We start from the raw sequence: 20,894 nt of genomic DNA, 5'->3' as shown, positions 1-20,894 counted from the left end.
GCGGCTTACCTCCCGTTGCTGGCACCGACCGGCGATTCCGGCTGGAGCTTGAGATAGAAGAAGAACAGCACCAGAGTGATCACAATCAGCAATGCAGCAGCGGCACTGGCCAGTCCCCAGTTGAGGAATGACTGCACCTGCTGGACGATGAATTCAGGCAGCATCATGTTCTGCGCACCGCCCAGCAAAGCGGGGGTGACGTAGTAACCCAGCGACATCACGAACACCATCAGCCCGCCGGAAAACAGGCCCGGACGGCAGAGCGGTAAAAACACCCGGAAAAAGTTGGTCCAGGGGCTCGCGCCGCAGATGGAACCGGCCTGCAGCACCATCGGGTCAATGGCCTGCATGGTCGCTTGCAACGGAAGCACGATGAACGGAATCATGATGTAACTCATGCCGATCACCACACCGGTCAGGTTGTGCACCATTTCAAGCGGTTGATCGATGATGCCCATCGCCATCAACGCCTTGTTGATGACCCCTGATGCCTGCAGCAGCACCAGCCATGAATAGGTCCGTGCCAGCAGGCTGGTCCACATCGACAGCAGCACAATGTTGAGGATCCAGCGGCCCCAGCCGCGTGGTACCAGCGTGATCACCCAGGCCAGCGGGAAGCCCAGCAACAGACTGAACAGCGTGACCAGCCCTGCGACCGAAAAGGTGTTGAGCAGTACGCGCGAATACGCCGAGTTGGCGAACAATTGCTCGTAGTTGCCCAGCCCTGGAACGGGTTCAAGCAGGCCGCGTAACAGCAGACCGATCAATGGGGCGAAGAAAAACAGTCCCAGGAACAGCAGCGCAGGAATCAGGTTGCGACTGCCGCGCCAGCGTTGTGCCAGAGAAGGGGTTGGCTGCATGTTCGTCGCCTTGCCTGAAACCGCACCGGCGGTGCGCGAAGCACCCCCGGCCGGATGGGATTGACCGGACGCAACAGCCGTCATTTTTACTTGACCAGCCATTCGTTCCACCGTGTCGCAATGTCTGGACCGTTCTTGGCCCAGTAGGCGAAGTCGAGAGTCACTTGATCCTGAGCGTGAGCGGTAGGCAGGTTCGGTGCCAGCGTCGAGTCAAGACGCTCGATACTTTTCACGTTCACGGGGGCGTAGGCGCTGAGGCCGGAGAAGTCTGCCTGACCTTTGGCGCTGGTCGCGTTGGCAATGAACTTCATCGCAGCCTCTTTGTTCTTGGCACCTTTTGGCACCACCAGGAAATCGGCCATGACCAGGTTCTGCTTCCAGCTCACGCCCACAGGCGCGCCATCCTGTTGCAGGGCGTAGACGCGACCGTTCCACATCTGGCCCATCGACGCTTCACCGGACGCCAGCAATTGCTGGGATTGCGCGCCACCGCCCCACCAGACGATGTCTTTCTTGATGGTGTCGAGTTTTTTGAAGGCGCGGTCCAGGTCCAGCGGGTAAAGCTTGTCGGCGGCTACACCGTCAGCCAGCAGGGCGAGTTCGAGTACGCCGGGGCTTGGCCATTTGTACATCGCGCGTTTGCCGGGATAGGTCTTGGTGTCGAACATGGCCGTCCAGTCGACCGGCTTTTTGTTGCCCAATTTGCTTTCGTTATAGCCCAGGACGAATGAGAAGAAGAACGAACCGACGCCGTGCTCGGAAACGAAGCGGGGGTCAATTTCGTCACGCTTGATGGTGTTGAAGTCCAGAGGTTCGAGCAGGCCTTCGGCGGCGGCGCGCAACGCGAAGTCGGCTTCGACATCCACTACGTCCCACTGCACGTTACCGCTTTCGACCATGGCCTTGAGTTTGCCGTAGTCGGTCGGCCCGTCCTGTACGACGGTAATGCCGCTGGTCTTGGCGAATGGAGTCGCCCATGCCTGTTTCTGGGCATCCTGGGTCGAGCCCCCCCAACTCACGAAGTTGACGCTGTCGGCGGCCATGGCGGCGACACTCGAGAAAGCCAACACGCCAGCCGCCAGGACTGCCGTTGCACGTTTGTTCAACACCATTTTCACGCCCTCATTTGTTGTGTTTTGAGCGGGCATTTCTTGCCCGCGTATTCGGGAGCAGTAGGTCCAATGGGCCTTTGAAACCAGTCACCTGCCAGACGCTTTTTATTGATGCTGTCCCTGATCGGGGGCGTCTGACAAATCGTTGCGGCTGTGGAATGTCATATTATGGTATTCCAAACTTTGTGCAAGTATTTTGCCCTCATACGGCAACTGACGGGTCGGTTTTTCTGTTTCAAACGCCGTGTTTACGGGCGTTTTAAAGCAGTGCTGGCTGCAAGCCTTCTCAATGCCAGACGTCACGTTCAGCCGGGAAAGGGAATGCTTTCAGCCACCTCCAGATCGTAGCCGGTCAGGCCCGCGTACTTCAGCGGCGGTCCGAGGTGACGCAACTTGCCGACGCCAAGGTCCTGCAAAATTTGCGCTCCTGTGCCGACTTCCGAATAGATGCGTGACTGCGATCGGGTGTACTGGCGCGCGGGCTGGGTCAGATGCGGAATGCGTTCCAGCAACGCTTGTGAGGACTCATGATTGGCCAGCACCACGACGATGCCGCGACCTTCCTCGGCAACCCTCTGCAACGCTGCCCAAAGGGTCCAGTTGGCAGGCCCTGTGTACTCGGCACCGACCAGGTCGCGTAGCGGGTCGACTACATGCACACGCACCAGCGTGGGTTCGTCTCGGCGCACGTCGCCCATCACCATTGCCATGTGCACGCCGCCTTCAATACGGTCTTCATAGCTGAACAGCCGGAAAGTACCGTGCACTGTCGGCAGCTCGCGCTCGCCGATTCTGACGATGGTGTGTTCGGTGCTTAGCCGGTAATGAATCAGGTCGGCAATGGTGCCGATACGAATGCCATGTTTCTCGGCAAAACGCTCCAGATCCGGGCGACGAGCCATGGTGCCGTCGTCGTTCATGACTTCGACGATTACCGAGGCGGGTGCGAAGCCGGCCAGACGCGCCAGATCGCAACCGGCCTCGGTATGCCCGGCGCGTGTGAGCACGCCGCCCTCGCGTGCGCGCAGCGGAAAGATATGGCCGGGGTGGACCAGGTCTTCCGGCACCGCCTCAGGGTTGACCGCTGCCTGCACCGTACGCGCCCGGTCTGCTGCGCTGATACCGGTCGTGACGCCTGTGGCGGCTTCGATTGATACGGTGAACGCAGTAGCGAAAACGCTGCCGTTGCTGGGTACCATCTGTTCAAGGCCCAGGCGCTGGCAATGCTCGTCAGTCAGCGTCAGGCAAATCAACCCACGCGCTTCACGGGCCATGAAGCTGATGGCCTGTGGCGAACAGCAGTCTGCCGCCAGCAGCAGATCACCTTCATTTTCGCGGTCCTCGTCGTCTACCAGCAGGACCATCTTTCCTTGGCGATAGTCTTCAATGATGTCTTCGATGCGATCGAATGCCATGCTCGGATCCCGATGTTATGGTTGAGTTATTGTGGTATACCATAAGACAGAATATTTCACAGATTCCCTATCAATGAAACAGTGAGATCGCGATGAAAGCTTATTGGATTGCACACGTCGACGTGACCGACCCTCAGCAGTACAGCGAATATACTCAACGCGCGCCAGCCGCTTTCGCATTATTTGGTGGCAAATTCATGGCACGGGGCGGGCGCTCTGAGGCGCTGGAAGGACGAGCGACGCCGCAGCGCACAGTGGTGATCGAATTTGAGTCCTATGAACAGGCGATTGCCTGCTATCGGTCACCTGAGTATCAGGACGCCATGAGCCATCGTCAGGGCGCGTCCAGCGCAGAGATCGTGATTGTTGAAGGCATGGCTTAGCGGGCCGCTACGGAGGGCAGGACTGGTCACAGGCAGATCATGGCCTTTACACTGCGCTGCCACCTGTATTAACGGACTAAACACAGTGCATGCGCCCACTCCGAATATCCTCATCCAGTGTCTGGCTGAAACGCACCTCGAAAGCCTCGCTGCGCTTTACAACGATCCCGCCGTTTGCCGTCAGGTGTTGCAGATGCCGCATCAGTCGGTCGAGGTCTGGCGCAAACGCCTGTTTGCGAGCCATGAGCGCCAGCTCAAGCTGGTTGCGGTGCAGGGCAGCGAAGTGATCGGTCATATCGGCCTGGAGCAGTCCTCACGTATTCGCCAAACCCACGTTGGTAGCATCGGCATGGTGGTAACGCCTGCCTGGCACCGCAAGGGTGTAGGGTCGAAGATGCTGGCCGCTGTGCTCGATGTCGCCGACAACTGGATGAATCTGCGTCGAGTCGAGCTGACGGTTTATGCTGACAACGAGGCTGCCATTGGCCTGTATCAGAAGTTCGGTTTCGAAACTGAGGGTCGGCTGCGTCAATACGCGATACGTGACGGCATGATGGTCGATGCACTGACAATGTCGCGGTTGCGATGATGTACGCGAAGGTTAGTGATCGAATACATCCCGCGGGAGGCGGCTTGCCGGCGATTCGATCTTCCGGGCGACCTGTCAGCGACTGAACTGACGCCATCGCCGGCAAGCCGCCTCCCACAGTGAAGTGTTGGCAGGAAATCCTGCTCAGTCTACGTTCAGTTGACGGCTGATGTGTCTGACACAAACTGTTCGGGAAGGCTCACGTCCTGGACGTCATGCTCACCGAATGAAATGCACCTTACCGGTGTCGTCATTGCCGATGTAGATGCCATACACCCCCGCCTGACGCTCTTCGATGTAGCGCTCCAGGATCTGGCGGATGGCGGGGTAGTAGATGCTGTCCCACGGGATGTCTTCAGGGGCGAAGAATTTGTAGTCCAGGGTCTCCGGGCCGAACTGACCGGTAATCTCCAGCGCGATGGCGCGGAAGATGATGTAGACCTCGCTGATCTGCGGCACGCTGAAGATGGAGTAGGGCGAGACGATTTCGGCGCGCACGCCGCTTTCTTCCCACACTTCACGCAGCGCCGCCTGTTCGGTGGTCTCGCCGCTTTCCATGAAGCCTGCGGGCAAGGTCCAGGTGCCGGGACGTGGTGGGATGGCGCGCTGGCACAGCAGGTATTTGCCTTCCTGCTCGATGATGCAGCCGGCGATGATTTTCGGATTAACGTAGTGGATGTACGGGCAATGGCCGCACATCAGCCGCGCATGGGTGTCGCCCGAGGGGACGCGCTGATCGAGATCAGCGCTGCCGCATTGGGGACAGAAGCGCGGCAGGGCCATTTCATCGACCTATGCGGGGTTCTTTCAGGGCAACGGGCGCCACGATCTCGCGGACCCTGGCGTCGTCATCCTGTTTGGATTTGAGGTATTCAAGCGCCACGCGGGCGGCATTGCGTACGTGATCGACCGACGCCTGATGCGCAGCCAGCGGATCGCCGCTCTTGATGGCTTCGACGATCAGCTCCATTTCTTTGTTGCTGGCGCCGCGACGGTTTTCCTGCGAAACCGAGGTGGCACGCAGGTAGCTGATGCGTGCCTGCAACTGGCGAAGCTGAGTGGCGGCGACATGGTTGCCCGAGCCTTCCAGCAACACGTCGTAGAAACCCTGCACCGAGTCGATGACCTGTTGCAGTTCGCCTTCCTTGAGTGACTGACTGTTCACCTGCAGTGCTTTTTCCAGCGCTTTGATGTCTTTGGGTTTGGCGCGCAGGGTGAACAACTGCACGATCAGCCCTTCGAGTACGCAGCGCAGCTCATAGATGTCACAAGCATCTTCCAGCGTGATGATGGCAACTCGTGGACCCTTGGCGTCGGCGAACTCCACCAGGCCTTCGGATTCCAGGTGGCGCAGTGCTTCGCGCACCGACGTTCGGCTTACACCCAGGCGATCACACAGGTCCCGCTCGACCAGACGATCTCCCGGCAGCAGCTGGAAGTTCATGATCGCACTGCGCAGTTTGTCCAGCACGATCTCCCGCAGGGTAACGGGGTTGCGGTTGACCTTGAAGTTATCGTCGAGTGGCAGGCGTTTCATCGGGTGTGCTCAGAGTAAGGCTGTCAGATAAAAACACGACCTGTGCATCATGGCCGCGTTCATGTCGGCAGCCCGTGGTTCAGGCGGGCTGCTGCATGGTCCGAAGATGTAAACCGGATCGCGGCCGAGTTTATCACGCTGTTGCCTGCATCCACCAAAACCGGCCAGACAGCGTCAGACCAGTGCAGGCAAGGCGCCCATCTTGCCCCTGTGATACAGCATAGGCGTCACAGGGGTTGCCGGCAGGATCAGGTTTTTCACCGCGCCTACGATAATGGCGTGGTCGCCGCCGTCGTATTCACGCCACAGCTCGCATTCGATGATCGCTGTGGCGTTGTTGAGCAGCGGGTTGCCCAGCTCGCTCAGATGCCACTCGATGCCTTTGGTTTTTTCCTTGCCTTTGCTGGCGAACGCGTAGGCCTCGGCTTGCTGATCGGCCGAGAGCAGGTGGATGGCGAATTTCTTGCCGTCGCGCAGCACCGGATAGGTATCCGAGGCGTAGTTGGGGCAGAACAGCACCAGTGCCGGATCAATGGACAACGCGCTGAATGCGCTGGCGGTAATGCCCACCAGATTGCCCTCCGGGTCCAGCGCGGTGACGATGGTGACGCCTGAAGGGAACGACGCCATGACTTCTTTATAAATACCGGGTTCGATCATCGCAGCAGCCTCGTTAACGCATGACAAATGGATCAGGCATGGGGGCCTGCGAAAGGTTGATCCACACCGTTTTCAGTTCGGTGTAGGCCAGGACGGAGTCTATCCCGCTCTCGCGTCCATAGCCGCTGTTTTTGAAGCCGCCGATAGGCGCCATCGCCGAAACGGCTCGATACGTGTTGACCCAGATGATCCCCGAGCGGATATCCCGCGCCAGGCGATGGGCCCGGCCCAGGTCACGGGTCCAGATGCCGGCGGCCAGGCCAAACTGTGAATCGTTGGCAATCGCCAGCGCTTCGGCCTCGTCCTTGAAGCGAATCACTGATGCTACAGGGCCGAAGACTTCTTCCTGCATGATCTTCATCGAATTGTGGTCGCATTCGAACAGGGTCGGCTCGTAGAACCAGCCTTCGCCGGCCCGTTCCGGTCGCTTGCCACCCAGGCGCAAGCGAGCGCCTTCAGCCAGCGCGTCGGCGACCAATCCTTCGACCACCGCCAGCTGTTGAGCGGTGGCCATTGGGCCCATTTCAGTGGTTTCGTCCTGAGGATTACCGATGCGGATACGGCTGGCACGTTCGATCAGCCGCTCGACGAATTCGTCGTAGATCTCGTCCTGTACCAGCAGGCGTGAGCCGGACACGCAGCTTTGCCCCGACGCTGCATAGATGCCTGCGACGGCGCCACTGATCGCGCTGTCCAGGTCGGCATCGGCAAAGATGATGTTGGGCGACTTGCCGCCCAGCTCCAGCGAGAGTTTGGCGAAGTTCTCGGCGCTGCTGCGCACGACGTGGCGTGCAGTGGCAGCACCGCCGGTGAAGGCGATCTTGCGCACCAGCGGATGGCGGGTGAGCGCCGCACCCGTGGTGGGGCCGTAGCCGGTAATCACGTTGACCACGCCCGGTGGAATACCTGCTTCCAGTGCCAGACGTGCCAGCTCAAGCACCGTGGCCGAGGCATGTTCGGACGGCTTGAGTACGATGGTGTTGCCCGCCGCCAACGCCGGAGCCAGCTTGATGGCGGTCAGGTAGAGCGGACTGTTCCAGGGAATGATCCCCGCGACTACGCCCATCGGCTCGTGCACGGTGTAGGCGAACAGGTCTGGCTTGTCGAGGGGCAGGGTGCCGCCTTCGAGCTTGTCAGCCAGCCCTGCGGTGTAATGGAAGAACTCCGGCAGGTAGCTGACCTGACCGCGGGTTTCGCGAATCAGCTTGCCGTTGTCACGGCTTTCCAGCTGCGCCAGTTGCTCCTTGTTTTCGGCGATCAGATCGCCCAGCCTGCGCAGCAACTTCCCGCGCGCCGTGGCTGTCAATCCTCTCCAGGCCGGGCTTTCGAAGGCTTTTTGAGCGGCTTGCACGGCGCGCTCCACGTCCGCTTCGTCAGCGTCGGGCAGTTGCGCCCAGGGTTGGGCAAGCGCCGGGTTCAGACTGTCGAAGGTCTTGCCTGAAAGTGCATCAACCCAGAGGCCGTCGATGCACATCTGAAAACGGGTGAGGCTCATGCAACGATCCCCTTTATCGAATTGTGAACACGCGCCGACTTGTCGAGAAAGTCCAGCAGCACCTGATTGACCAGGCGCGGCGACTCCACCGGCATCATGTGGCGTTGGTCCGGCAGTATCGCGACTTCCGCGCCTTTGATACGCATCGCCAGTTCCCTGGCCATTTCAGGCGTTGAGCCTGGGTCCAGCTCGCCGGTTGCAACCAGTGTCGGTGCGCGAATATCGCCCAGATCGTCGGCGCGGTACATATCCTGTGTGGCAAAGAGCTTGTAAGTGGTCAGGTAGCCCTGCGGATCGTTGCTTGCCAGGTTCTGGCGAATGGCCGCGATCTGCGCCGGGTTGGCCGCCTGATACTCGCGACTGAACCAGCGTGATAGCGCTTCACCGGCATTGGCATCAGGGCCATGCTCGGCGGCCTGGCTGGTACGCGCGATGACGCCTGCACGCTGTTCCGGGCTGCGATTGAACACGCTGTTGAGGATGACCATGCCCGACAGGTGCTCTGGAAAATGCAATGCGAAGGCACGAGCCACCAGACCGCCCATCGAGAAGCCGATGATCGTGGCTTGCGGCAGGCCCAGGTGCTCCAGCAATTCGCGAAGTTGTTCGGCATAGCCAGGCAGGCCGGTATCCGGATCCGGGCGCGGACTGGCGCCATGCCCGAGCATGTCGTAAGCAATGACACGGTAATGCGGGGCCAGGCCGACAATCTGGCCGCCCCACATTTCCTTGTTCAGGCCCACCCCGTGAATCAACACCACGGGGTGGCCTTGGCCGGTGGCCAGATAACTGGTACCCGCCGGGGTGCATTCAGCGGTGAGCTGACTCATGGATCGCTCCTGCGCAGACATGGATGAAAGGGATTACTGCGCCTTTTCAGCGGCCAGTTCTTCCAGGTCGATGTAGCGATTGCCGATGCGCGGGTGCAGGCGTCCACCGTTGGCGGCACCCAGTACAACGACGATTTCGTCGGCACGTGGTGAGTCTTCGATGTGCATTTCAAGGGTGATGTAGTGCGAACGCAGGCCTTCGTCGTCCTTGTGCATCATCGGAATCTGAATCGAGGTGCCCGGTCCGCCGCGCTTGTTGGTGAAGCTCAGGTAGCTCTTGGCGTTGACCGCCTCACGGTAGTGATTGCCAAAGCGCAAGGTGTGAATCACTGCCGACGCATGCTCGATCTCGCCGTCTGCACCGACGACAGCAGCTTTGCCGTAAGCCTGGATCTTGTCGGCACCACCGATGGCATCGGTCAGACGTTTGACCATCAGCTCGCCCAGATCGGAGCAATTGGCGCGGATTTGCGGCTTCAGGTCTTCGACAAAACCATTGCCCAGCCAAGGGTTCTTGATCACGACCGCCAGCCCGACCATGGTCACCGGCGTGTCGGTGGCCTTGCCGCCTTCGATGAAGGTTTCTTCGGTGTAATTGACGATCTTGCGGATTTCAAAGCTCATGAAGGACTCCCGGAACGACCAAATTGTATTTCGTATGATGGTATACCATAAGATTGCCCGTGCAAGCGTTTTTCTTCAATGTGAAGGGGCGCGGTGGGGGCGGATGATGGGTAATTGCCACGTCTGACCACTCGTCAGGTGTAGGGACCATCGCTTTGAACACGTGCGTTCTGGATGTGACAGATATTCGGTGAGCCATGAAGCGCTCAACGTTTTTTCACTTCAGGAGAGCCAAGAATGAAAGCTATCGTCTACAACGGCCCGCGCGACGTCAGTGTCAAGAACGTACCGGACGCCAGGATCGAGAAGCCTACCGATGCTCTTGTCAGAGTGACGACTACCAACATCTGCGGTTCCGATCTGCACATGTACGAGGGCCGCACCTCGTTCGAAACCGGGCGCATCTTCGGCCATGAGAATATGGGCGAGGTCATTGCCGTCGGCGCGGGCGTCGACCGTATCAAGGTCGGCGACCGGGTCTGCCTGCCGTTCAACATCGGCTGCGGTTTTTGCGAGAACTGCGAGAAAGGCCTGACCGGCTATTGCCTGACGGTCAATCCGGGCAGCGCAGGGGGCGCCTACGGGTTTGCCGACATGGGCACTTACGAGGGCGGGCAGGCTGAACTGTTGCGTGTGCCGTATGCCGACTTCAACTGCCTGCTGCTGCCGGAAGATGCCGTCGAGAAAGAAGACGATTACGTCATGCTGTCCGACATTTTTCCCACTGGTTGGCACGCCACCGAGCTGGCAGGGCTGCTGCCCGGTGAAAGTGTTGCGATCTACGGTGCAGGCCCTGTGGGGTTGATGGCTGCCCACTCGGCCATGATCAAGGGCGCGTCGCAAGTATTCGTCGTCGACAGTCACCCGGATCGCCTGGCACTCGCCGCGAAGATGGGCGCTACGCCGATCAACTCGGCCGAGCAGGAGGCCGTTGAGCAGATTCTCAATCTGACGCATGGCAAAGGCACAGATCGCGGCTGCGAGTGTGTGGGCTATCAATGCTGCGATCGTCACGGCCACGAAGCCAATCATCTGACCATGAATAATCTGGTGGCTTCGACGAAGCCTACGGGTGGAATCGGTGTCGTCGGCGTATTCGTGCCGCAGGATCCAGGTGCGCATAACGAGCTGGCGAAGGAGGGCAAGATGGCCTTTGACTTCGGCTCCTTCTGGTTCAAGGGTCAGCAGATCCGCACCGGTCAGGCCAACGTCAAAGCGTACAACCGCCGCCTGGCCGAGCTGATCCACCACGGCCGGGCCAAGCCGTCGCAGATCATTTCCCATCGTCTGAAACTGAGCGAAGGACCAGACGCCTACAAGCATTTCGATGATCGCGATAACGGCTGGACCAAAGTCGTGCTCAAGCCCGCCGCCTGATCGTCGCGACCCTGCCATTCGCCTCACGTCGTTCGGCGTCGTGGGGCGTCATCTTCTTCCAGGAGATTCATACATGAAAGATTTCGAGAGCTACCCAAAGCCACCCTTTCCCAGGCAGCCTCAGGACGTACCTGGCCTACAGGGCAAGATGGACCCCTATCCGGATTGCGGCGAAAAAAGCTACACCGGATCCGGCCGCCTGAATGACAAGATCGCATTGATCACCGGGGGCGATAGCGGGATTGGCCGTGCCGTCGCCATCGCCTTCGCGCGGGAGGGTGCCCAGGTAGCGATTTCCTATCTGAACGAACACGAAGATGCCGAAGAAACCGCGCGCTGGGTAGAAGAGGCTGGCAGGAAATGTCTGCTGCTACCGGGTGATCTGGCGCAGAAGCAGCAATGCGAGGATATCGTGAGCAAGACGGTCGCAGAGTTCGGCCGAATCGATGTTTTGGTCAACAATGCAGCCTTCCAGATGAGTCATGAAACGCTGGAAGAAATCAGCGACGAAGAATGGCTGATGACCTTCGATGTCAACATCACAGCGATGTTTCGCATCTGCAAGGCAGCGGTGCCTCATATGGGGCGCGGTGCTTCGATCATCAACACCAGTTCGGTGAACTCGGACATGCCCAAGGCGACGCTGTTGCCTTACGCCACGACCAAAGGTGCGATTGCCAACTTCACTGCCGGTCTGGCGCAAATGCTGGGCGAGAAGGGCATCCGGGTGAACAGCGTAGCGCCGGGGCCAATCTGGACGCCGCTGATCGTCTCGACCATGCCGGAAGAAGAGGCTGCGAACTTCGGGAGCCAGACGCCCCTCGGCCGTCCCGGCCAGCCCGTGGAAGTCTCGCCGATCTATGTGCTGCTGGCGTCGGATGAAGCGAGCTATATCTCCGGGACACGCTATGGCGTGACGGGCGGCAAGCCGATTCTGTAACGTCCACACGACTGCCCGCGAGGGGGCGTGTCGGCACCGACGCCGCCTGAATCGCGGGCTTTTATCATGAAGGTTTTCAATTTTTCACACTTTATTGCCATCGGGTCGGGCAGGCTGGGAACGCGTGCAGATGTCGGTGGCTTCGCGAAGTCACTTGACCATTAGGGGTATACGCCCCTAAATTTGTTTCAGTTTTTCAGAGCGGGTGTCTCACGCTCCCGCGCAACGACCTATGGAGAGTTGCCATGTACCCTGATGTACAGCTTTATGTAGACGGCCAATGGCGCGCAAGCCGTGATGGCCGCACGATTCCGGTCATCAATCCGGCGACGGGTGATTCAATCGGCACGGTGGCTCACGCAGGCATCGCCGACCTGGATGAAGCGCTGGCTGCCGCCGAGAAGGGCTTCGCCACCTGGCGTACGACCTCGGCCTACGACCGTTACAAGATCATGCAGAAAGCGGCAAATCTGGTGCGCGAGCGTGCCGATGGCATTGCCCGCATCATGACCCAGGAGCAGGGTAAACCCTTGGCCGAAGCGCGCATGGAGGCCATTTCCGCGGCTGACATCATCGACTGGCTGGCCGAGGAAGGTCGTCGCAGCTACGGCCGCATCGTGCCGTCGCGTGGTGTGAACATCGAGCAGAAAGTGGTCAAGGAACCGGTCGGTCCGGTCGCCGCCTTCACACCGTGGAACTTCCCCATCAACCAGGTGGTGCGCAAGCTGTCGTCGGCGCTGGCTGCCGGTTGCTCGATCATCGTCAAGGCACCGGAAGAAACCCCGGGTTCGCCCGCTGAGCTGATCCGTGCCTTCGCTGACGCGGGTGTCCCGGCAGGTGTGATCGGTCTGGTGTACGGCGATCCTGCAGAAATCTCCGGCTACCTGATTCCCCACCCGGTGATTCGCAAAGTGACATTCACCGGCTCCACGCCGGTTGGCAAGCAGCTCGCGGCACTGGCGGGCCAACACATGAAACGCGCGACCATGGAGTTGGGTGGCCACGCGCCTGCGCTGGTGTTCGATGACGCTGATATCGACCTTGCCGCGCGGGTTCTGGCTACCGCCAAGTTCCGTAACGCCGGTCAGGTCTGTGTCTCGCCAACGCGCATTCTGGTGCAGCGCAAGGTACTGGAAGCGTTCACCGAGAAGTTTGTCGGCCTGACGCGTGAAATAAAGGTCGGTAACGGTCTGGAACCTGGCACGACCATGGGTCCGGTTGCCAACGATCGTCGCATCCCGGCGCTGATCGACCTGATCGACGATGCCGTGAAGTCGGGCGCAACCGTGTCGGCCGGTGGCAAGGCTGTCGAGGGCGCGGGTTACTTCTTTGAACCGACTGTGCTGAGTGGCTTGAAGCCCACCATGCGCATCATGAACGAAGAACCGTTCGGCCCGGTCGCGTTGCTGGTGCCGTTCGATACCGTGGAAGAGGCGATTGCCGAGTCCAATCGAGTGCCATTCGGCCTGGCGTCCTACGCGTTCACGACATCGATGAAGACCGCTCAGGCGCTCAGCACCTATATAGAAGCCGGGATGCTGTCGATCAACCACCAGGGCATCGGTCTGCCGGAAATTCCGTTCGGCGGGATCAAGGATTCCGGTTATGGCTCGGAAGGCGGCACCGAGGCCATCGAGGCGTACCTTAATACCAAGCTGGTCACTCAGTACAACTGAGCCTTTGTACAGAAATGAAAACGGCCGCGATGTCTGCACATTGCGGCCGTTTTTTATCGTGCGCTGATCAGTCCCGAGCCTGAATACCCGTCTGCTTCATGACCAGATTCTTCTCTTTCTTGTACTGCAACGCGACTTCTGGCGCCGGGCCACTCTGGCCGGTTTCCATCCACTTACGCAGGCGGCTGGCGTCGGCAAAATGCGTGTACTTGCCGAAGGCATCAAGGATCACGACCGAAACCGGGCGGTTGGCCATGGTGGTCAACAGCACCAGGCAGTGGCCCGCCTGATTGGTGAAGCCTGTCTTGGTCAGCTTGATGTCCCAGTTTTCCTTACGCACCAGATGGTCGGTGTTGTTGAACACCAGGCTGTAGGTCGGTTTGCGGAAGGTGACGGTCTTCGTTTCGGTGGTGCTCAACTCGCTCAGCATCGGGTACTTGCGCGCCGCCATGACCAGCTTGGTCAGGTCGCGGGCTGTCGAGACGTTGTAGACCGACAGTCCGGTCGGCTCAACATACGCCGTGTGTTTCATGCCCAGCGCCTTGGCCTTGGCGTTCATCGCCAGAATGAACGCCGGATAGCCGCCCGGATAACTGTGCGCAAGGCTCGCAGCCGCGCGGTTTTCGGACGACATCAGGGTGATCAGCAACATGTCCCGACGATTCATCTCGCTGCCCAGCTTCACGCGCGAGAACACGCCTTTCATTTCCGGCGTCTGGGAGATGTTGACGGGAATCACTTCATCCATTGACTGTTTGGCGTCCAGGACCACCATCGCTGTCATCAGTTTGGTGACCGAGGCAATCGGCACAATCACGTCCGGGTTGCTGGAATACAGGACTTTGTCGGTCTGCAGGTCTATGACCATGGCACTGCCGGAAGCCAGATGCAGGTTGGAAGGGTCGCGATTCAGCGCGGCGGTTTCGTTTGCCAGGGTGGAAGTGGAAAATGCCGAACCCGTAAGTACACATAATAGGCTCAGAACAGACAGACGAATTTTCAAGAGCAAGGCTCACTCGATAAAGGGGTGTTAACGAAAGGGATAAAGGAAACCCGGCATTTTATGAGCAGGCTTTGCAGTATGTCGATGGGCGTTGTAGGGCGTTTCGTCAATAAAAACGGAAAACTGCAGGTTGTTAAGTTGCTGTTAAGTAGGAAAACGGCATAAAACCGACTGCACCCTGAATAGTCGTGGTGTCCAACGCTCACACCGATTAGCATTCCCTGCCATAGAAAGGCATGGATTTCAGGAGTTACGCAATGCTCAAGGGGTTTATCGGCAAGGATTACGTTGTTCTGGTCATCGGGGCTTCACTGGTCGTCGTGTTGCTGGTGCTGGCCGGTTTTTTTACGCGGCCTTCGGATTGGGCAGGCTGGATGCAGGCCATCGCGCTGATCGTGGGCATGATGGTCGCCATCGCTGTGCCCGCCATCCAGCGCAGGCAGGAAGCGGTGCTGGCTCGCAAGCAACTGCGTGATCGCGAGACAGGTTATGCCCGCCGTATGCAGTACTTGTGCGGTGAACTGAGCGAATTGCACGGGCGCATCAACCTTAACCTTGCGCACCTGCGCGCCAGTGATCGTCACAGCCTGAAGTTCACCTTGCAGGATTACCTTCACCGCCTGTTCGAATCTCACAAGCAGGACCTGAACGACGACCGCGTGGTACTGGCCTACGAACTGCGTCAGGTGGCTAACGACCTGATCGATGAACTGGACAGCGGTCGCAATGATCGCGTGGTGTTCATGGCGCTGGAAAAGCGTCTGCAGAAGCTCACCCACCGTTGCCAGGTCAATGCGGCGATGGCCGAGCGGACGTGATCGGGTCTGCTCTGGAGGTTGGGCCCACAGCGCAATGCGTCAATCACAGCCCTCTGTTTGCTGGCCTGCCAAAATAAAAAAACCGCATCAAACGATGCGGTCAAGGGAGAGTGCGGAGCAACGCACGAAGTTCTTTCATCAGAGCGTCAGCTATTCAGGACGCGACTTTTCAGTTCCTCGGAAAAAGCCTGGGCCACGGGCAATGATGCGAAGGGGCCGCTGACCGGTTCACCGTCCTGAATCAGGTACCAGCACGCCAACAGGCCGCGCTCTCTGAGCGAAGCCGGGACTGCACTGCCTACCACCGACATGATTTGAACGTTGTTCATAGCGACCTCCTTCTTTGCATGGCGCTACTTTACGAGTTGAGCGCTGCGGGCAGAAATCGACGCTCTCAATAGTCGTCATTGACGGGAACGAGGGTCCGGCACGTTGCGGCAACGCACCCGAGTGTGAGCAAGAAATGAAAAACCCGCCGATAAAGGCGGGTTTTTGTGCTGTTACCAGCGACCATGCGGGCCATAGCCCTGATAGTAGCCTGGCGGCGGCCCGTCATAGCGACGGTAGTAACGCGGTGGCGGAGCCGGATAACGCTCTACGACCTCATACGCGGGCTGCTGATAATAAACCACGGGCGGCGGGGGCGGCGGCGCGTAGTAAACCTGCTGCACCGGTGGCTGATAGTAAACCGGCTGACGCTCGACATAGACCGTTCTGTCACGGCTGGACGATACCGCTGCTCCCACCACAGCCGCGCCTACCAAAGCACCTACCACGGCTGGGCCACCCCAGCCACGATGATCGGCGTTCGCCTGGCCTGCCAAGGCCAACGCACCTATAAACAAGGCAATCTTGGGGATTTGACGAATCATGAGTGTTCCTCGCTTTCAACCCGTTGTCGCGGGCCTGCATTACTCTCAAGCACTGCCACGGGATAACTCTAAGACATCGAATTTGTAAAAAACTGCGAAATCGTTGAGTAAATTTTATGTAAGGTGCTTTCGATCAAGAGTGCCAGGCAACTTTGTCGTCACCGGCGAGGCACAGTGTACGCCTGGCACACCGCTTTAATCCAATACCGTTCGGGAGAAAAACATGGCCATTACTGCCAACAGGGACACGTTACTGTGCATGTCCATGGCGGCACGCCCAGGAAACTTCGGCGTACGCTTCCATAACCATCTTTATGAACAGTTGGGCCTTAATTACTACTACAAGACCTTCGCCCCTAATGACCTGGCGGCTGCGGTGGCAGGAATCCGGGCGCTGGGCATTCGCGGCAGCGCGGTGTCGATGCCTTTCAAGGAAGACTGCATCGCACTGGTGGACGAACTGGATGCATCAGCGGCGGCCATTCAGTCGATCAATACCATCGTCAACACCGACGGGCATCTCAAGGCGTTCAATACCGATTACATCGCGGTCGCTCAGCTCATGAAGAGCCATGCCGTTCCCCACACCCCGTTTGCCTTGCGTGGCAGCGGTGGCATGGCCAAGGCTGTGGCCTTTGCGCTGCGCGATGCAGGGTTCACCGACGGCCTGATCGTGGCCCGTAATGAGCAGGCCGGAAAGCGTCTGGCTGAAGCCTGTGGTTTTCGCTGGCAAGCCGAGCTGGGCAATGAGCGTCCAGCGTTGCTGGTCAACGTCACGCCGTTGGGCATGATCGGGGCGCAGGCTGATGAGCTGGCGTTCGACGAGCAGGCCATCGAAGCGGCCCAAACGATTTTCGATGTGGTGGCAACGCCTGCACAAACACCACTGATCCAGGCCGCCCGCCGCCTGGGCAAAAAGGTCATCAGCGGCGATGAAGTCGCGGCCATTCAGGCGCTTGAGCAGTTCGTGCTGTACACCGGCGTTCGCCCGACCGATGAGCAATATCAGAAGGCGGCGGCCTTCGCCCGGGGCTGAGCCGCCTGCGCTGTCACTGCTGTTCGAGCTTTGCCAGCCGCTCTTCGAGCGCGGCGACACGTGCCTCAAGCTCGTCGATGCGCTCATTCGACGCTGTGTTGACTGCGCTGCGGTCAGGCGCAGCCTGGCGATGGGCGAGCAGCGCTTGCAGGTCGTCAGGGTCGCCCAGCGTGTGCATGTAGCGGTCCTCGCGCTGGCCTGCCTGACGCGGCACCAGCATGGCCAGGTTTCTGGCGATCAGTCGCTCCAGTTGGTGGACAACCTGCTCGGCATCTTCGAAGTCGTGCATCCGGTTGCTGCGCGTCATCAGCTCGTTCACCGTCTGCGGGCCGCGCAACAGCAGCAGACCGGTCAGGATGACCTGCGCGGGTACCAGCTCCAGCGCCTTGTCGACCTTGTGTTCCCAGCGGTCGGCGCGGCTGCCCATTACCAGTCGCGTCAACCCGCGGCCCTCCAGCGCTCGAAGGCTCTGGCCCACTTGACCCTGAGTCAGGTTCATGACCGGGTCACGGCTGGTTTTCTGGTTGCAGGCCAGCACCAGCGCGTTAAGGGTCAGCGGGTAAGTCTCGGGATTGGTCGCCTGCTTTTCGATCAGGCAGCCCAGGATGCGCACTTCGGTACTGGTGAGCTGCAACGTTTCTGCCGTGTCTGGCGCTTCGGTCGAGGAGGGTTCGGTGGACATGGACGCTTCCCTGAGTAATGGCGGTGGATCAGCCTATGAGGTGTTGCCGTTTTTTGCCAGCCCATACGCACGGTCTTTTAAAAGACGCGGGGTCTTTCATGTTTGGCAGGTCTATAATTGCGCCTTTCCCACTCAGGATATGTCATGTCTATCTCCCTGTACGCCGCTTCGATTCCTGTCTTCCAGCAAATGCTCAACGCACTGAGCGACGTTCTGACCAAGGCTGAAACCCACGCGACCGAGAAGAAGATCCAGCCTCCAGCTTTGCTGCAGGCGCGCCTGTTCCCGGACATGTTGCCATTCACCCGTCAGGTACAGATCGCTGTGGATTTCGCCAAGGGTGCTTCGGCGCGTCTGGCTGGTGTCGATATTCCGGTCTATGAAGACACGGAAACCAGCTTTGCCGAGCTGCAGGCGCTGTTGGCCAAGACGCTTGAATTCATCGGCAGCATCAAGCCTGAGCAGGTCGATGGCAACGAAGGCATCGAAATCGTGCTGCGCCCAGGCACCGAAAAAGAGCGTCGCTTGAACGGCCAGGCTTATCTGCTGAGCTACGCGTTGCCGCAGTTCTTCTTCCACGTCACCACGGCTTACGACCTGCTGCGCCATAATGGTGTCGAGATCGGCAAGCGCGACTTCATGGGCAAGTTCTAAGGTTGTTGTTTTAAGTCGGATACATCCTCTCGTCAGGTGTGGTTGCCAGCTTCGGCAACGACGCCTGATTCGCTTCGCATTCGATACTGATTTTTATATGTTCAGCGCAGGCACACCGCTCGGGTGAGCCTGTGTCGTTGTTCTGGAGTTTTGATGTTATTGCCCATTCTGCTGTTGTCAGCCGCCGGGTTTACCGTGCTGACCACAGAGTTCGTCATCGTCGGCCTTTTGCCTGCCATGGCTCGTGATCTGCAGGTCACCGTGCCTCAGGCGGGTCTGCTGGTGACCCTGTTCGCGTTCACCGTGGCTGCGTTTGGCCCATTCCTGACGGCGTATTGTTCGCGCTTCAATCGCAAGCGTTTGTTCGTTGGCATTCTGATTCTGTTCGGGCTCTCCAATGCGCTGGCAGCGCTGGCGCCAAACATCGCGGTGATGGGGCTTGCCCGGCTGATCCCGGCATTGGGGCTGCCGGTATTCTGGGCGTTGGCCAGCGAAACGGCGGTAGACATCGTCGGTCCGAAGTTCGCGGGGCGGGCGATTGCTCGAATCGGTTTCGGGATTGTCTGTGCCACGGTGTTCGGCATCCCGGTCGGTACGTTGATTTCCGACGCATTCGGCTGGCGGACGGCATTTGCAGCCCTGTCGGTGCTGGCTTTTGCCAAGGCGCTGCTGTTGACGGTGTACCTGCCCAAAACCATCCTCACCAAAGATCCGGTTTCCATGCTCAGTCAGTTCGGCATCCTGCGCAGCCCGTTGATGCAGGGCCACGTGCTGCTGTCGGTACTGGTGTTCAGTGGCATGTTCACGGCCTATACCTACCTGGCGGACATGCTGGAGCGTCTGGCCGGTTTCGACGGCACGCTGGTCGGCTGGTGCCTCATGGGCTTTGGTGCCGTCGGGCTGCTCGGTAACTCGCTCGGCGGGCGCATGGTGGACCGACATCCACTGATCGCCAGTCTGGTGTTCTGTGCATTCATGGTGGTGGGCATGGTAGCGGTGGTGCCGAGCATTCACTCCTATCTCGCCCTGGCACTCGCACTGGCGGTGTGGGGCGTGACCCAGGCTGCGTTGTTTCTGGTCAGCCATGTACGTCTGATCAAGGCTGCGCCTCAGGCACCGGCTTTCGCCGCGTCACTGAATATCGCCGGTGCGAATCTGGGGATCGGCATCGGCGCAGTCATTGGCGGGCGGGTGATCGATCATCTGGGGTTGGGCAAGCTTGGCTTTGCCGCAGCCGGCATCATTTTCCTGGCGATACTGCTGGCCGGGCTTTTGATGAAGAGCAGGCCCGCACCGATCACCGCCTAAACGCTGTCAGTGAACAACTGGTTACGTGCACCCTCGGCGATGGCGATCACGGCGGGGTGCCGGACCTTGCGCTCTACAGTGATTGCGTAGAACGACTCTGTCACCGCATCGGTCTGGCCGATGACGTCTACGCCATACTGACTCTGTACCTCGTCCGCGATCACGCTGGGTGCCACGAACACGCCGCTGCCTGATTTTCCGAAAGCCTTCATCAGCGCACTGTCATCGAATTCGCCGACGATGCGCGGCTGGATTTTCAGCTCGGCGAACCAACGCATCAGCCGGCCCCGCACGACCGTTTCCTGGCCGGGTATCAACAGCGGTGCGCCATGCATGCAGCGCGGGAAATCGTTTCCGATACGCTCAGCCACTTCCCGGGTCGCAAAAAAACTGACGCCGCATTCTCCCAGCTTCTGGCTATGTCCCTTGATATCCAGGTGAGGGGGCATCGGGCTGTCGGAAATCACCATGTCCAGACGTTGAATCGCCAGGTCGGCCAGCAGCCGCTCAAGCTTGTCCTCGCGGCAGGTGATGCGGATCGATCCATCCAGGTCCATCGTCGGCGCAATCAGGTGATAGACGATGGATTTGGGCACGACGTCTGCCACGCCAATCCGAAACAGCAGCTGTTGTTCGTCAGGGTGTGAACTCAACAGGGTCTCAAGTTCGTTGCCCAGTTGAAACATCTGCTCGGCGTACGGCAGCGCCATACGGCCGGCCTCAGTCATTTCCAGTTGGCGACCCACGCGCTGGAAAAGATCCACACCCAGTGCTGTTTCCAGCAGGCTGATCTGACCGCTGACGGTCTGTGGCGTGAGGTTCAATTGTTCGCATGCCCGCACGATGCTGCCGGTCTTGGCCACGATCCAGAAGTAGTGCAATTGACGGTAATTGAGCATATCGATTCCGGATTCGGTAAAACCGAAGTATATCGCGTATAAAATCGAATTTTCCTGATGTTTCCGTTTCCCTAGAATGCTGTTCCAACGCCGGACCGAAAGCACTGTCCGGCCTTGACTATCG

Annotated in this window: 23 protein-coding genes; 9 read left to right on the top strand and 14 right to left on the bottom strand. The window is 59.3% G+C overall.

Annotated features, from left to right (window positions below):
* Positions 1-5: 5 nt before the first annotated feature.
* The 3 genes from H8S56_RS02610 to ribBA all read right to left on the bottom strand — a co-directional run bounded on the left by H8S56_RS02610 (position 6) and on the right by ribBA (position 3,387).
* Positions 6-962 (bottom strand): ABC transporter permease, encoded by a 957-nt coding sequence (locus H8S56_RS02610; RefSeq protein ID WP_024687308.1) that lies wholly within the window; start codon positions 960-962, stop codon positions 6-8.
* Complete coding sequence (locus tag H8S56_RS02605) at positions 947-1,972, bottom strand: ABC transporter substrate-binding protein (protein WP_024694939.1); 1,026 nt, start codon at positions 1,970-1,972, stop codon at positions 947-949. The genes H8S56_RS02610 and H8S56_RS02605 overlap by 16 nt, the downstream gene beginning before the upstream one ends.
* A gap of 305 nt (positions 1,973-2,277) precedes the next feature.
* The gene (gene ribBA, locus H8S56_RS02600; RefSeq protein ID WP_187517781.1) at positions 2,278-3,387 is read right to left on the bottom strand and encodes a bifunctional 3,4-dihydroxy-2-butanone-4-phosphate synthase/GTP cyclohydrolase II; all 1,110 of its coding nucleotides are present in this window, start codon (positions 3,385-3,387) and stop codon (positions 2,278-2,280) included.
* Positions 3,388-3,479: 92 nt separating this feature from the next.
* On the opposite strand from ribBA, the gene H8S56_RS02595 reads away from it, so the two are divergent.
* Positions 3,480-3,770 carry a DUF1330 domain-containing protein gene (locus tag H8S56_RS02595; protein WP_024687311.1) on the top strand — a complete coding sequence of 97 codons (291 nt, stop codon included), beginning with the start codon at positions 3,480-3,482 and terminating at the stop codon, positions 3,768-3,770.
* A gap of 85 nt (positions 3,771-3,855) precedes the next feature.
* Positions 3,856-4,359, top strand: a complete 504-nt coding sequence (locus H8S56_RS02590) for a GNAT family N-acetyltransferase (RefSeq protein ID WP_187517780.1) — start codon at positions 3,856-3,858, stop codon at positions 4,357-4,359.
* 219 nt (positions 4,360-4,578) lie between these two features.
* Here H8S56_RS02590 and H8S56_RS02585 read toward each other — a convergent pair whose 3' ends face one another.
* The 6 genes from H8S56_RS02585 to H8S56_RS02560 all read right to left on the bottom strand — a co-directional run bounded on the left by H8S56_RS02585 (position 4,579) and on the right by H8S56_RS02560 (position 9,505).
* Complete coding sequence (locus H8S56_RS02585) at positions 4,579-5,142, bottom strand: NUDIX hydrolase (RefSeq protein ID WP_187517779.1); 564 nt, start codon at positions 5,140-5,142, stop codon at positions 4,579-4,581.
* 1 nt (position 5,143) lies between these two features.
* Positions 5,144-5,896 carry a GntR family transcriptional regulator gene (locus tag H8S56_RS02580; protein WP_024689371.1) on the bottom strand — a complete coding sequence of 251 codons (753 nt, stop codon included), beginning with the start codon at positions 5,894-5,896 and terminating at the stop codon, positions 5,144-5,146.
* A 174-nt stretch (positions 5,897-6,070) separates the two neighbouring features.
* Complete coding sequence (locus tag H8S56_RS02575; protein ID WP_024689370.1) at positions 6,071-6,556, bottom strand: flavin reductase family protein; 486 nt, start codon at positions 6,554-6,556, stop codon at positions 6,071-6,073.
* Between the two features lie 13 nt (positions 6,557-6,569).
* Complete coding sequence (locus tag H8S56_RS02570) at positions 6,570-8,051, bottom strand: aldehyde dehydrogenase (RefSeq protein ID WP_187517778.1); 1,482 nt, start codon at positions 8,049-8,051, stop codon at positions 6,570-6,572.
* Positions 8,048-8,881, bottom strand: a complete 834-nt coding sequence (locus H8S56_RS02565) for an alpha/beta fold hydrolase (RefSeq protein ID WP_187517777.1) — start codon at positions 8,879-8,881, stop codon at positions 8,048-8,050. The genes H8S56_RS02570 and H8S56_RS02565 overlap by 4 nt, the downstream gene beginning before the upstream one ends.
* A gap of 33 nt (positions 8,882-8,914) precedes the next feature.
* A complete protein-coding gene (locus tag H8S56_RS02560) occupies positions 8,915-9,505 on the bottom strand; it encodes an amino acid synthesis family protein (protein ID WP_024689367.1) in 591 nt (196 codons plus the stop codon).
* A 237-nt stretch (positions 9,506-9,742) separates the two neighbouring features.
* Here H8S56_RS02560 and H8S56_RS02555 point away from each other — a divergent pair, with 237 nt between their 5' ends.
* From H8S56_RS02555 to H8S56_RS02545, 3 genes are all read left to right on the top strand, one after another.
* A complete protein-coding gene (locus tag H8S56_RS02555; protein WP_187517776.1) occupies positions 9,743-10,882 on the top strand; it encodes a glutathione-independent formaldehyde dehydrogenase in 1,140 nt (379 codons plus the stop codon).
* A 73-nt stretch (positions 10,883-10,955) separates the two neighbouring features.
* Complete coding sequence (locus tag H8S56_RS02550; RefSeq protein WP_187517775.1) at positions 10,956-11,822, top strand: SDR family oxidoreductase; 867 nt, start codon at positions 10,956-10,958, stop codon at positions 11,820-11,822.
* Positions 11,823-12,067: 245 nt separating this feature from the next.
* A complete protein-coding gene (locus H8S56_RS02545) occupies positions 12,068-13,498 on the top strand; it encodes an NAD-dependent succinate-semialdehyde dehydrogenase (protein WP_187517774.1) in 1,431 nt (476 codons plus the stop codon).
* Positions 13,499-13,565: 67 nt separating this feature from the next.
* On the opposite strand, the gene pbpG is transcribed toward H8S56_RS02545, so the two are convergent.
* On the bottom strand, positions 13,566-14,507 hold the full coding sequence (pbpG, locus tag H8S56_RS02540) for a D-alanyl-D-alanine endopeptidase (RefSeq protein WP_024689363.1): 942 nt from the start codon (positions 14,505-14,507) through the stop codon (positions 13,566-13,568).
* Between the two features lie 251 nt (positions 14,508-14,758).
* Here pbpG and H8S56_RS02535 point away from each other — a divergent pair, with 251 nt between their 5' ends.
* The gene (locus tag H8S56_RS02535) at positions 14,759-15,319 is read left to right on the top strand and encodes a hypothetical protein (protein ID WP_187517773.1); all 561 of its coding nucleotides are present in this window, start codon (positions 14,759-14,761) and stop codon (positions 15,317-15,319) included.
* Positions 15,320-15,465: 146 nt separating this feature from the next.
* On the opposite strand, the gene H8S56_RS02530 is transcribed toward H8S56_RS02535, so the two are convergent.
* Both H8S56_RS02530 and H8S56_RS02525 read right to left on the bottom strand, forming a co-directional pair.
* Positions 15,466-15,648 (bottom strand): hypothetical protein, encoded by a 183-nt coding sequence (locus H8S56_RS02530; protein WP_024689361.1) that lies wholly within the window; start codon positions 15,646-15,648, stop codon positions 15,466-15,468.
* 171 nt (positions 15,649-15,819) lie between these two features.
* Positions 15,820-16,191, bottom strand: coding sequence for a hypothetical protein (locus H8S56_RS02525; RefSeq protein ID WP_024689360.1), 372 nt, complete (start codon positions 16,189-16,191; stop codon positions 15,820-15,822).
* A gap of 223 nt (positions 16,192-16,414) precedes the next feature.
* Between H8S56_RS02525 and H8S56_RS02520 the strand changes: the two genes are divergently transcribed.
* Positions 16,415-17,227, top strand: a complete 813-nt coding sequence (locus H8S56_RS02520) for a shikimate 5-dehydrogenase (RefSeq protein WP_187517772.1) — start codon at positions 16,415-16,417, stop codon at positions 17,225-17,227.
* A 13-nt stretch (positions 17,228-17,240) separates the two neighbouring features.
* Here H8S56_RS02520 and H8S56_RS02515 read toward each other — a convergent pair whose 3' ends face one another.
* Positions 17,241-17,909 (bottom strand): YceH family protein, encoded by a 669-nt coding sequence (locus H8S56_RS02515; RefSeq protein ID WP_187517771.1) that lies wholly within the window; start codon positions 17,907-17,909, stop codon positions 17,241-17,243.
* A gap of 144 nt (positions 17,910-18,053) precedes the next feature.
* On the opposite strand from H8S56_RS02515, the gene H8S56_RS02510 reads away from it, so the two are divergent.
* Positions 18,054-18,563 (top strand): DUF1993 domain-containing protein, encoded by a 510-nt coding sequence (locus H8S56_RS02510; protein ID WP_024689357.1) that lies wholly within the window; start codon positions 18,054-18,056, stop codon positions 18,561-18,563.
* 153 nt (positions 18,564-18,716) lie between these two features.
* On the top strand, positions 18,717-19,871 hold the full coding sequence (locus H8S56_RS02505) for an MFS transporter (RefSeq protein ID WP_024689356.1): 1,155 nt from the start codon (positions 18,717-18,719) through the stop codon (positions 19,869-19,871).
* Here the strand turns inward: H8S56_RS02505 and nhaR are convergent.
* On the bottom strand, positions 19,868-20,770 hold the full coding sequence (nhaR, locus tag H8S56_RS02500; protein WP_024689355.1) for a transcriptional activator NhaR: 903 nt from the start codon (positions 20,768-20,770) through the stop codon (positions 19,868-19,870). The two genes, H8S56_RS02505 and nhaR, sit on opposite strands and share 4 nt — an antisense overlap.
* Positions 20,771-20,894: the final 124 nt, after the last annotated feature.

The sequence above is a fragment of the Pseudomonas triticifolii genome (assembly GCF_014358015.1).
GTDB classification, from domain to species: Bacteria; Pseudomonadota; Gammaproteobacteria; order Pseudomonadales; family Pseudomonadaceae; genus Aquipseudomonas; species Aquipseudomonas triticifolii.
The sequence above is the reverse complement of the archived record's forward strand: the minus strand, read 5'-3'. Positions and strand labels throughout refer to the sequence as shown.